Source organism: Pigmentibacter ruber (genome assembly GCF_009792895.1).
In the GTDB taxonomy this organism is placed as follows: Bacteria; Bdellovibrionota_B; Oligoflexia; order Silvanigrellales; family Silvanigrellaceae; genus Silvanigrella; species Silvanigrella rubra.
Genome location: NZ_WSSC01000003.1, coordinates 39562 through 52324, shown reverse-complemented (window position 1 = coordinate 52324; position 12763 = coordinate 39562). Strand labels below are relative to the sequence as shown.

The following is a 12763-nucleotide window of genomic DNA, read 5'->3' as shown; positions in this document are numbered from 1 at the left end:
TGATAATAGTTTGATTTAAAAATATAAATTTAAGGAAAATGTTATGAAATCTAAGTCATTCTTATTCTTTGCTGGTTTGGTGTTAGTTTATTCTGGTAATTCATATTCAATTGATAATTCTCAAAACTCTTTTTCAAGCGAAATATCAATAACAGATGCTGAAAAATCAAAAGAAATTGATGAGAAGAAATTTATTGAAAGTGTCAAGAAAAATTTAACGGTTGAAGAAAACTTTGTTCAAGGTGGTATGAATTATACAATATTTAAAGGCTTAAAAGCTTCAACGGGTAAAGAAGATCTCAGAGATTTTTCAAATGATGATAATGCTGGGAAAAATTCTTTAGACATAAATGTGAGTGCTCCAAAGACAGTTTTACTTGATAAAGGCGAGTTTAGGATATATTTTGAAGGAAATGATTCTAAAAAATCGAAACAAAAAGTTTCAGCTGACAGAAAAATATCATCTAAAAATGACAGTATTGATTCAAAAAGTAATGACAATTTTAAAGTTGCTTTTAATAACAAAACTAAAAAATTTGCAGTTATTACTGGAAATATAATTATTAAAATAGATCCTGAAGTGAGTAAAATAAAAGTTCCAAATGGAAATTATAAAATTATAAAATCATATAAAAATATGGGGCTATATGTAATTAAATATCCGGAAAATATTCAGATTAAAGAGGCGACAGATAAGTTAAAAGCCTTAAATCCAGCAAGTATTACTGTTGATGGTGAAAAGAAATCTTCTATTAATGTAGAAGTTTTAGAAAACTTTAAAAAGCCAATGTAGTTAATTTATAGATTATTTCTCTCATAATTAATTTTTTGGAGTAAAAATGCAAATTAGATTTAAAAATATCGCATTGTTTTCTGCTTTAGTTATATCTACATTGTCATCATGTAAAAAAAATACTGATTCCAAAAATATTAATAATGAAGGAGAAAATGCAAAATCAGATGAAGAATCTAATTCAGATGATGAATCTTTTGCTAATGAATCGAAGGATAAATTTTGTACTGATCTTTTAGATGATGCTAATAATCCTTTAGGAAAATATCAATGGCACTTATATAATACAGGAAAGACTGCTTTTACAACCGATTATCCAAAAGCAGGTGAAGATATAAATGTCTATTCTGTTTTGAAAGATCAATGTCTTAGTGGAAAAGGTATATATGTTGGTGTTGTGGATTCTGGGTTAGAAATTAAACATCCATCATTGTCTCCAAATATAGATAATATCATTAATAAATCAAAAACATGGTCGATTAATTTTAGAAATAATGGTTTTGCAAAAAATGATCCTTCACCAACACATGATGATGATAGAGATCATGGAACAATGGTTTCTGGAATTATTGCCATGCGAAGTAATTTAGGATTTGGAGGCTCTGGAGTTGCGCCAAGAGCTCAATTATCTGGCTACAATACTATTACTCGAGAAGGACAAACATTTCAAAATTTTATGGATTCTTTAGGGGCATCTGATGCATCTAAGGGAAATGATATATTTAGTATGAGTTTTGGTTCGAATAATTTAAGACAGCTAAAGGAAGATGAGCCTTCTATAAAAGCTTCAATAGAATCATTTAAATTTGGTACAAAATCGTTAAGAAATGGTAAAGGTGCGATATACGTTAAAGCTGCAGGAAATGGTTACAATAGTCTTGGATTGGGTTCTGAATTAAGTTGTGAATCTGCAAATAAATTTAAACTATCTTGCCAAAATTCTAATATGAATTTTGAATCAACAATGGCTGAAGTTATTACTGTAGCTGCATTAAATGCGCAAGGAAAAAAATCATCTTATTCAACAACAGGTTCTTCTTTATGGATTAGTGCTCCAGGTGGGGAATTTGGTAAAAATAAAGCTTGGATAGAAGAAAAATTAAAAAATATTAACGAAACAATAGATTGGTCAAAATATAAGCCAACACTTGGAGAACCAGCAATATTCACTACAGATGTGTCTGGAAAAGAATATGGTGCGAGTAAGGTAATTGATTATAAAAAGAAGGATCCTATCTTACAAATAGGAAATTCTTTTAATGCTTGTGATATTATTGAAAATAAAGATGGTAATTATACTAACTCGATGAATGGTACTTCATCTGCAACTCCTGTTACTTCTGGTAGTATAGCTTTAATTTTAGAAGCAAATCCAGACTTGACGTGGCGTGATGTTAAGTACATTTTAGCTAAAACTGCAACTCAAGTTGATAAAGAATTTAATGGCGTAAATATTCAATTAGAAAACGGGAATAATTATCAAGCGGAATTAGGTTGGATTACCAATAAAGCAGGCTTTCATTTTTCTAATTGGTATGGATTTGGTAGAATTAATGTTGCAGAAGCTGTGAATTTAGCAAAAAATTATAATAATTCTTTAGGAAAGTACGTTGAAAATGATTGGGTAAAGCCAATAGGATCTAATTTTAATGAATTAATAAATCCAGGTGATTTAAAAGGATTTACATCTGAAATTGAAGTTAATAAAGAAGATTCGTTAAAAATAGAGAGTTTACAAGTAAGAGTTTCTGTCAGTAGCAAATATATCGGTGATATTAGTATAGAACTAGTAAGCCCTAGTGGAACAAAAAATATTATTTGGAATGCTGCTAATGCATTTTCAAAAAATGGAAATATGACTGACATGCAACTTCAATCAAATGCTTTTTATGGTGAGGAAAGCGTTGGTAAATGGAAATTAAGAATAATTAATACTGGAATTCACAAATTAGATGCAATTTTTAAAGGATGGAAATTAAAAGTTTCTGGACATTGAAGTAATTTAGCTTGAAATATTATGGAGATTATATGAAACTCAAAACAATTTTAACCACTATAAGTTTTTTCTTACCTTTAACTGCGCAGATTTGTGGTTATGCAAGTGATAAGATTTTAGAAAATAAAAGTATTGAAAAAGATATGAATAATGAAAAGAATTTAGATAACGAGAAAGAAGTGTTAAAAAAATTTAATAAAGGCGAAAGCTTTGTTCAAGGCGGAATAAAATATACAGTCTATCCTGATTTAGTAGCCAATTATGGCAAAAATAAAATCAAGGATACAAATGGTAGTATTGATGAAAAAAGTAATTTAGTATTCGCAACAAAAAATTTCACAATCCATAAAATTAAACAAACTAATTCTGCTGAAAATTATAGCTATACAAATAGCATAGTTTATAATGACTCAAATGAAAATTTTGGGATCCTTAGCGGAGTTATTATTGTCAAAACAAAAAATAAATCAGAATTTTTAGATAAATCCTTTGAAGTTGTGAAAAGATACCCAAATATTGGGTATTATTTAATAAAAATTCCAAAAAAGCTAACAATCAGTAAAACTTTAAGCATACTTCAAAAACTAAATTATGTTTCTGAAGCTAGTGTTGAAGTAATAGAGAATTTTAAAGAAACTCTTTAGTTTTCAGAAATTAGTAATTTCTTAAATTTTTATGGTAATCTTTTTTTATTGCTTTTAATTTGAAAATTAATAATTTAATTTTTTTAATTATTTAAATTATATAAAATATAAAAAATTAAAAGTAAATATAAAATAATTTTAATAATAAATGACCTTGATCATAAATTTTTTTTGTTCTATGAAAACACCCAGCTGTAAAAGCTTGATTTTGCGCAAATGAAATAAAATCAATTTAAAAATTAAATAATAGAGGTTTTGTTATGAAAAAATATATTTATTTGTCTTTATTTTCTGTGCTGTCTATACCATTGGTTATGAGTTGTAAACGTGGTGGATCTGGAGATCAAAATAGCTATACAGAGACTTATGATCCTGTTTCAGTTGGCCAAGTTCATGCAGCTTTAAGTGTAGAAAATAAAATCAAAATTGCAGAGACTTATGATAAAATAAAGGCAAATAAGTTTGTATTAAAAGGTACTTATCATGGCTGTTTCGGTAAGGAGGAAAATGAAGAGTGGAACCTAGAAGATTCTAGTAATGAAAGATTATTAATAAAAAAAGCAGATGAAAATTGTAAACTAAAAATAAAAGGTTTTTCTGTTAAAGAGAATAATTCTGTAATTGCAGAGTATAGCGCTTCTAGTGAAACTTCAAAGTTAACACAAAAATATTCTGATAATCCTATTATTTTCAATTTAAAATCAGGTTACACAGGATTTACATCGACAATTTACTCTGTTGCTAATATTACACCTGAAAATTTTTCTACTAATCCAAAAATTTCAATTGTTATAAGTGAAATATTTACAGAAATAAGTAATTATGAAAAAGCATTTAATGACGTTGAGATTTTTGTGCCTTCATTTGATCACAGTAAAAATATTTTAATTAATTTAGGGTCAATATATTCTGTTAACAATAATGCTTTTGAAGTCCATCATGATAAATCTAATAATTATACTCTATATCGTGGTAGCTATGTTTTTGAAAATAAGGCTAATCCAGCACAAGAGTATTTAGTTGTTGATTCTTCTGTCTCATTAAAAACTTATGAAGAAGTTGATGCATATTTTAAAAGCATAAAATTAAACTCAGATCAAAATATAAATAAAAAGATAAAAACAATTAGTAATTCAAGTGTAAATGTTACTATTAGTGCGGATGAGATTAGAAGAAATGGCAAAATTCCACAATTATTCCCTGCAAGTAGAAGTGTCAGTTTCAAAGTTATTTTTGCTAAATCGCTAGAAGTAGCTCCAAATTTTTATAGCTATTCTATTTATACAAATTTTATAAAAAAAGTAGGTAACTAATTACTTCTTCCAAAGTTGTTCTCTTAATTTTTTCCTTTGCAGAGCGGAATCATACCGCTCTTTTTGTTTTTCAGCAGTAATTTTAAGTTGAGGTATTTCTACAGATTTTCCATTTTCATCGACTGCAACCATTGTGATATAACTTGAAAGTACGTGGTTAACGACTCTTGTTTTTGTGTCTTCAGAAACAACTTTAATCCCAACTTCCATTGATGATCTGCCAGTAAAATTTATAGAAGCTAAAAATGAAACAAGTTCACCCACATGAATAGGGTGCCGAAAAAAAACTTGATCAACTGAAAGAGTAACAACATAGTGGCCTGAATATCTAGATGCACATACATACGCAACTTGATCTAACAATTTTAATATAGCCCCACCATGTACTTTTCCGGAAAAGTTTACCATATCTGGAGTCATTAAAACAGTCATTTGAATAGAAGTTTCATTTTCTAAAGCATTAGATTCAAGCATATATTTCTCCATGAGAGCTTTATACGTTAATTTTAGTATGCTTTTAAGTTCCTTGTAAACTAGTAACAAAAAAACAATCATTACTGCATAAATTATTTAATAATTTTATGGGAAATTTTTTCTCATTTAATGATTTAATTGACATTAAAGGAAGGTTTATATAATTAAACATATCTTTAAAATCATTGTGAAAAGCACCAGGAAAAAATATAAGATCATTTTCATTATTTATTTTTAATATATATTGTATCAATTTTAAAATATTATTTCTATTATTATAATAATTAGCATGGACTACATTTCTAAAATCATCTCCTTTATTTAGAAAGCTCGTTGCAACAATTTTTTCGTTTATTTCAGCTGTAAATAAAAGCATATTTTTAATTTTTAAAATTTCTTTAAATTCCAGATATGAAAGAATGGATTCAGAATGTTTAGAATTTAAAATTATGAAATTCCAAATTTTAGCTTTTAAATTTTCTGAAAGTTGTTCTAAATTCGAGTAATTTTTATAAATAATATTATTTAAACTATTTAGAGATTTAATATGACTATTTAAATTTAAATAATTTTCATAGTAGTTTTTATTTTCAATTGATTTACTAATGGGAGCTAAGTAAGTTTTACCAATTGAGACAAAACCAATTTTTGCATATAGTTGATTATTATCAGCAAAAAGCAAGAGGAAGTCAGCATGATTTTCTCTTGCTTTATTTTCAGCAAGTTGAATAGTTTGAAGAGCTAAACCTTGGTTTCTAAAATTAGGGTGTGTGCAAACACTTCCAATACAATATGCACTTATTCTTTGTTCACTATTAAAAGTAAAAGAAAGAGGAAATAAAGAGCAAAAAGAAACATTATCTTTATTTTTTTTTAAAAGGAATAAAAAATCTTTATAAACTTCTTTAAAAACTTGAGGAAAATTATTTAAATAATTTTTTGATTGAAAGCAGGCATTAGTCAGTTCTAGTAGGTCTTGGAAGTTGATGTTAAATTCTCGCTGTGCTTGTACACTAACATCAACTTGCGACATTTCCTTTTCCTTCGGATAAGGTACCTATTTTTTCGCCCATTTGAACTAAAGTTTCATATCCTTCTTTTGATGAATGGATAAGGTCACTATCGAAATTCATTATTCCATGTTCAAAGAAGAAAATACAAGTACTACCGCCAAATTTAAAGAAACCTTTTTCATCGCCTTTTTCAACTTGCATTCCTGGTCGATATGTTTGGACGATTGTACCAACGAATAATGCCCCAACTTCAAGAAGGAGAACTTTTCCAAATTGATCTGAATCTAATTCACAAATTGTTCTTTTATTTAAGCAATAGACAGGAATTTTTTGTTCTAAGGCATAAGGATTTACAGAGTGTAACAGACCAGGAATTGTTTTAGTAACACCAGCTTTACCAGAAACAGGAAAGTGAAATCTGTGGTAATCAGCAGGACAGAGTCTTAATACTCCGCATGATCCATTTTTGTATCTCTCAGCTAGGCTTTCATTTCCATTGAATAAATCTAGTAGTTTTATTGGTGCCCATTTTAAATATGAAATTGTGGTTTCGTCTATTTTTGGAAAGACTAGCAATCTCCCATCACCAGGAGAATTTATTCCATTAGGAGTTCTATTTATTGGTCTAGCTCTTGGATGAAGTTTTCGTGCAAAAAAATCATTAAAAGAATTATATTCCGAGATATCTTTATCTGATTCACTTACATTAATTTCCATTGAATTAACAAATTCTTCGATTTTATGTTTACTTGCTCCTGAGTCATTATAAGCACCATAAATGTTACTTAACCATTTATTTGTGAGAAATTTTTCAGTAAAAACTGCACCAGCAGAACTGCCATAAAAAACCTTCATAGCGTCTTCCCCATAAATTTTTTCTATGAACTTTTCACCATTTCCACGTTTAACAACTTCAATTTGTTTCGTAGTATTTCCCAAAATTGATTTTAACATTTCTGTCATCCCTGAATAGATTCTAATAAATTAATTGAATACCAACTCTTTACTATTAGTTTTCAACAAGTATCTTTCTACAATTTTACCGCCTTCAACTCCACTACCTGGTCCTAATTTTATAAGATGGCGAGCCTGTGTTTGAAATAGTTCATGATGTTCAACAACAACAAATGTATGCCCCTCACTACAAAGTTGCAATATTGATTGTAAAAGATTTCCGACATCTTTTTCCGATAAACCTCGAGTGGGTTCATCAAGTATACAAAATATTTTTTTTGATGATTTAGTTAATGCTGCGCAAAGACGTAATCTTTGAGCCTCACCTCCCGACATAGATGTAGTTGGAAGTCCTAAAGGAATATGTCCTAGACCGAGTTGGCAACATAAAGTTAAACTTTTTCCAAAACCTGGATATTTTCCAAGTAAATTTTTACATTCATGTAAAGTTGTTGTTAGCCATTCATTTATATTTTTTCCTTGCCATTTTATTTTTAGAACATCGGTTCTATATCTTGTGCCATCACAATCGGGACAAATTTTTTCTACTTCTCCAAGAAAAAATAAATCTTCTTGTATAACTCCTTTACCAGTGCAGTTTTCGCAAGCGCCAGCGCCATTAAAAGAAAAATCAGATAAAGTAAAATTATTTAATTTTGCATCTTTTGATTGGGCAAAGTTTTTTCTGATTAAATCCATTAAACCTAAAATTGTTGCAGGTACACTGGTAGAAGTTCGATGTAAAGCTTTTTGTTCAACACTTACAATTTCATAATTATCAATAAAATTTTTTGGTACTTTAATTTGATCCCATAAACCAATTTTTGTGTCTAAATCAATTGTAGAATTAAAGGATACATTAAAATTATATAATTTTTCTAATGCAGCATCTATACCATATTGTAACAAAGTGGTTTTTCCAGCTCCACTTGGTCCAGTAATTACGTTTAACTTCTGGAGAAAGATTTCAATATTTAAATTTAAACAATTTAGTGCTGAAAAATTCTTTAAATAAACAGAATTATTTTGTGAATAAATTTTTTCATTGTCTAATATTTCACGTTCAAAATTGTTTTCTAGATTGGTAAAAAATGAGTGCGGGATACCTTTATTTAGTTTCAATAAATATCCCCCATCCTCACCTCCATTTGGACCTAATTCATAAATAATATCTGCGGCGCATATTAATTCTTTATCATGTTCTACCATGATAATTGTATTTCCTAAGTCTCTTAATTCTTGTAAACAACTTATTAAATTAGGCATTTCTGCTTTTCCTAGGCCTATGCTAGGTTCATCTAAAACATATAGAGCGTCCGTCAGTCCGTTACCTATTACGCGAGTTAAAAGTACTCTTTGATATTCTCCTCCAGAAAGAGTTTTACATCTTCTAAAGAGTTGAGTAGAGCTTAATCCTAATCGATTTAATAAATTTACCTTTTTAAATACTTCATCATAAATATAAGATATTTGTTGTAAAATTTGAGTATATTTTTGTTCTGATTTAATTTGTATAAGCCAATTTAAAACTTGTTTTACTTCTAATTGAAATATTTCATGAAAGGCTTTTCCAAAACAAATAGCGTTTCTTCCTGCGAAGCCAATCCTAGCTCCTTCGCAGTCTGGACATAATATGTATTTTCTATATTTTGCGAGAAGGATTCTTGAAGTACTTTTATATTTTTCTTCTTCAAGTATTTCAAAAAAATCAGAAATTGAGATAAATTTATTATTAACTTTTTTATTGCTGTTTGAATTAGATTTTTGCCAAATTAATTTTTTTTGACTATCAGTTAAATTATTGTAAGAAGTATTAATATTGATATCGGTTTTTTTACAAAATTTTAATAACTCATCTTGAAGCCAGGAAAATGTATCAGAAGTCCAAGGTTTAATAGCACCTTCTGATAAAGATAATTCTTTGTTTGGTATAATTTTATTTTCATCTAAAACGGGAATATTGCCAAGACCTTGGCATTTTTTACATGCTCCTAAAACAGATTGCCAATCTAAATCACTTTGTTGAATTATTGAAGTTTGCTTATCACATTTTTTACAAAAAGGTTGGACATGAAATTTTTTACGATTATTTAATGTTAAATCATCTTCTAGAAGAAGAAGATTTATATAGTAAAATTTTGGTGAAAATTTTACTTGGGACCAAATTGTTTCAATTCTATTTTCTAACTCATTTAAGCTAGTATCTTTATATATTCTGTCCAATATAATATCTATTTGATTAGGATAAGTTTTGTTTATATTTGCAAATTCTTCAAGATCAACCATTTTATTATTTACTATAATTCTTGAATACCCTTCTATTATTAAATCTTCAATTGATTTTTTACTTAGAATTTCATATGGAACAGTTAGTAAAAATGAAGATTTTTTATTTTTAATAGAGTTTATGTATTGTAATAAATCTTTTGCCTGTTCTATAGAAACAGGAGAACCGCACTCAATGCAAGAAGGATCCATTAGTGAAATAAAGAGGGCACGAAAAGGTTCAGACAAGTCACATGCAGATGCTACCACACTTCTTGGGTCACTTGATTTATTGCTTTGCTTTAAAGCTATTGCTGCTGGAATATTATTAATTTCTTGGAATTCCCCTTGAGGTAATCCTTGCAGAAATTGTCTTTCATACGTACCTAATGTTTCTAAAAAACGTCTTTGTGATTCTGAATAAATAGTATCAAAAGCAAGACTGCTTTTACCACTGCCAGATACACCAGTTATCGCAATCCATTTTTTCAACGGAATATCTATGTCAATATTCTTTAAATTGTGAGTTTTTATTCCTCTACATTTTAATATACTATTATCAATATCCATATCAGTGCATCTTTTCATATGAAGACAATTATAACCTTTAAGAGATATTATAATCGTGTTTTCTAATACTTAAAAAATTGGTTATCCAAGGATCATTTAACGCAAGCAATTCTTCTTTTGTTCCTTTACCAACAATTCTACCATCTTTTAAAATAGCGACATTGCTAGCAAAACGAAAAGCAACATCAATATTGGATGTCACACTCACCATTGTTGTTCCAATACTGTTCCCAATATTGTGAATCATGTCTATGACGATTGTTGTTGTAACGGGGTCTAATCCTGCAGTTGGCTCATCAAGTAATGCGAGTTCGGGGTTTGTTATAAGTGCTCGAATAAATCCTACTCTTCTGCGCATACCGCCAGATAACTCGCTCGGCAATTTATCAGCTGCATGTGCAAGAAGAACTTGAGATAAGAAAAGTTTTGCCTTTTCTTCCTGCTCGGATTTAGAGAAATGAGTCATATTTTCCATGGCAAATAAAATGTTTTCTTTAACAGTCATAAAATCAAACAAGGCACCTTGTTGAAAAGCCATTCCCATTTTTTTAAATAGTTCAGATTTTTCCTCATCTTTTAAGTTATTTATAGTTTTACCTAATACTTGCACACTTCCAGATTGCGGTTTAATGATACCTAAGATAACCTTAAGAAGAGTGCTTTTCCCCGAACCACCAGGACCTAGGATGGTTAATGAGTCACCTTTTTGGATATTGAGGTTTAACTCTTGAAGAATAGGTTTATTAGGTAAAAAAGCATGATGTACGTTATGCAAAGAAACTATGTCAGAAGCCTGCACTCATCCTCCTATTATCAAAGTGAACTTGAGTTTAGGTTGAATTTTATTTCTTTGCAATATTAATATTGTGAAACATTTATATATATGTAAGTGTTTTTAATAAAGAGAACATTGAATGAAAAGTTTTATTTCAGTATTTTTAAAAATATCAAAATTTTTTTCTATTTTTTTTATCCTGGTATTTCTCAATTGTTTTGCTAATGAAGATGATGAAAAAATTAATGAGAAAAAGTCTTTAGTTAATTTAGGTAATAGTGAGAGTTTTTTTTCTCAGAAAAAAAATAAGTCTGAAATTTGTAGTTTTCTTAACAATAAATTAGTTACTTATGTTGATTTAATATATATCGTTAAAGATTGTAAATTATCATTATTAAAAGACGCTGAAGTATCAAATCAATTAATTCAAGATCAAAGAAAAAAAATTATCGCTCTTCCTGTGCATGTATATGCAATGCTTGAAATTGGTAAAGATTATAATTCTGATGATTATTACAGAGATTATTTAGCAAAAAATGCAGATTCTTTTCATATATTGTGCAATAAGTATGAAAAAGAAATTTTAACTTCTAATAATGAACAATTTTTTTACATTGAAGAATGTAAAAAAAGAGAATTTAATAAATTTAGTGATATAGAATTGTTTTTATCAAAAAGTAAACCAATTTATTCTGTAGATCAAAAAGTTTTAAACAGATTTAAACAAGGTAGTCCTATACAAGTTAATAAAAAAATAGATAATACTATTATTAAAGTTCCAGAAGAAGAGCAAATAGCTGATTTACCATCGGCCAAAGTTTTATGTGCTAAACTAGAAAGAAAGGTTGTAGCATTTCATGAGGGCTTTTTCTTTGTGCAAGATTGTAAGTTATTAACAATTTCTGATTTTAATATTGAAATTCAAAGAAAGGCTGATGAACTAGGAGGAATTAAAGAACTCACTGTAAAACAAGCTATTGGTTTGCCACAAATAGGGATAATAAAAAGTTCTGAGGTATTAAAAAAAATGCGTTAATCAGAAATTTGCAGGGAGCATTCTTATTATTATGCCACTTGTGATATTGTTATTTGGCCAACCTTTGATTGGTTGTAATCCACTTTGAAGCCAGTCATTTCCATATCCTATTGTGACTATTTGATTGCTTTCAATATTGTATAAATTTGCTAAATATTTTGAAACTGATTGAGCTCTTATTAAACTTTCAATTCTTAATTGCTCTCTATTTCCACTTGTGAGAATAAATGATTCAATCAAAATTCTGCCATTTAATTTTTTGAATTGGCTAAATTTTTCTTTTAAAATATCTTCTCCTTGTTTTGAAATTTCATATGAATATTGGTTTAAATCGCTACTAATAAAAAGATCTTGAAAAGGAATTTCCACTCTTGGGCTAATTGCAATTTTTCTATTGATATGCTTTTCTACTGGAAAGATAGCATCTCCTACCATAGGTTTCCAATATATATTACCTGAAGATATAAATTCAGCCGGAATTTTACCAAATTGTGTTTCGACGTCAGAAAAGCCTGAAATAAGAGCTTCGACAATGTTACCGTTTATTCCTGTTACATTTCCTTTTCCTACAAATACCCATTTTCCTGGTGGTAAACAACGCATTACTTGAACTTCTCCACCAACCGTAGGGCGTAAATATGCTGGGATTTCTTGTTCAGTATAAAAGTTCCAACCAATTTTATATTCACTATTTCCGATTAACTTTTCGACTATAGACAATTTTATTTGTTGTGGGTCAATTTCTTTTGGAGTGCATTCTTCGTTTGCGTAGGATTTATGTGTATAATATTCTCTTCTTGATAAAGGAGAATAAGGAAAAGCTTCAGGAAACTTGTAAGCAAAACTCATCGCATGTAGCATTAATGAATATAAGGCTACTAAGATTCTTAAGTATTGCAATTTTTTTTCATGCACGAATTGCATATATTT

11 protein-coding genes are annotated in these 12763 nt (G+C 28.7%); 5 read left to right on the top strand and 6 right to left on the bottom strand.

Annotated elements, in window-relative coordinates; all coding sequences use genetic code 11:
- Positions 1–43: 43 nt before the first annotated feature.
- The 4 genes from GOY08_RS09245 to GOY08_RS09230 all read left to right on the top strand — a co-directional run bounded on the left by GOY08_RS09245 (position 44) and on the right by GOY08_RS09230 (position 4746).
- On the top strand, positions 44–793 hold the full coding sequence (locus GOY08_RS09245; protein WP_158998626.1) for a hypothetical protein: 750 nt from the start codon (positions 44–46) through the stop codon (positions 791–793).
- 46 nt (positions 794–839) lie between these two features.
- Positions 840–2789, top strand: coding sequence for a S8 family serine peptidase (locus tag GOY08_RS09240; RefSeq protein ID WP_158998625.1), 1950 nt, complete (start codon positions 840–842; stop codon positions 2787–2789).
- A gap of 32 nt (positions 2790–2821) precedes the next feature.
- Entirely contained in the window at positions 2822–3433 is a 612-nt protein-coding gene (locus GOY08_RS09235) for a hypothetical protein (protein WP_158998624.1), read from the top strand.
- 260 nt (positions 3434–3693) lie between these two features.
- Positions 3694–4746 (top strand): hypothetical protein, encoded by a 1053-nt coding sequence (locus GOY08_RS09230; RefSeq protein ID WP_158998623.1) that lies wholly within the window; start codon positions 3694–3696, stop codon positions 4744–4746.
- Here GOY08_RS09230 and GOY08_RS09225 read toward each other — a convergent pair whose 3' ends face one another.
- From GOY08_RS09225 to GOY08_RS09205, 5 genes are read right to left on the bottom strand one after another with little or no spacing between them, the layout of a single operon-like run.
- Complete coding sequence (locus GOY08_RS09225; RefSeq protein WP_158998622.1) at positions 4747–5220, bottom strand: acyl-CoA thioesterase; 474 nt, start codon at positions 5218–5220, stop codon at positions 4747–4749.
- Between the two features lie 43 nt (positions 5221–5263).
- Entirely contained in the window at positions 5264–6253 is a 990-nt protein-coding gene (locus tag GOY08_RS09220) for a GNAT family N-acetyltransferase (protein ID WP_158998621.1), read from the bottom strand.
- Positions 6240–7187 carry an archaetidylserine decarboxylase gene (asd, locus tag GOY08_RS09215; RefSeq protein ID WP_158998620.1) on the bottom strand — a complete coding sequence of 316 codons (948 nt, stop codon included), beginning with the start codon at positions 7185–7187 and terminating at the stop codon, positions 6240–6242. The genes GOY08_RS09220 and asd overlap by 14 nt, the downstream gene beginning before the upstream one ends.
- A gap of 30 nt (positions 7188–7217) precedes the next feature.
- Positions 7218–10022: an excinuclease ABC subunit UvrA gene (locus tag GOY08_RS09210; RefSeq protein ID WP_158998619.1), complete on the bottom strand. Its 2805-nt coding sequence runs from the start codon at positions 10020–10022 to the stop codon at positions 7218–7220.
- Positions 10023–10059: 37 nt separating this feature from the next.
- The gene (locus GOY08_RS09205; protein WP_158998618.1) at positions 10060–10821 is read right to left on the bottom strand and encodes an ABC transporter ATP-binding protein; all 762 of its coding nucleotides are present in this window, start codon (positions 10819–10821) and stop codon (positions 10060–10062) included.
- A 115-nt stretch (positions 10822–10936) separates the two neighbouring features.
- On the opposite strand from GOY08_RS09205, the gene GOY08_RS09200 reads away from it, so the two are divergent.
- Entirely contained in the window at positions 10937–11833 is an 897-nt protein-coding gene (locus tag GOY08_RS09200; RefSeq protein ID WP_158998617.1) for a hypothetical protein, read from the top strand.
- Here GOY08_RS09200 and GOY08_RS09195 read toward each other — a convergent pair whose 3' ends face one another.
- Positions 11834–12757 (bottom strand): OmpA family protein, encoded by a 924-nt coding sequence (locus GOY08_RS09195; protein ID WP_158998616.1) that lies wholly within the window; start codon positions 12755–12757, stop codon positions 11834–11836. It abuts the gene before it with no gap.
- Positions 12758–12763: the final 6 nt, after the last annotated feature.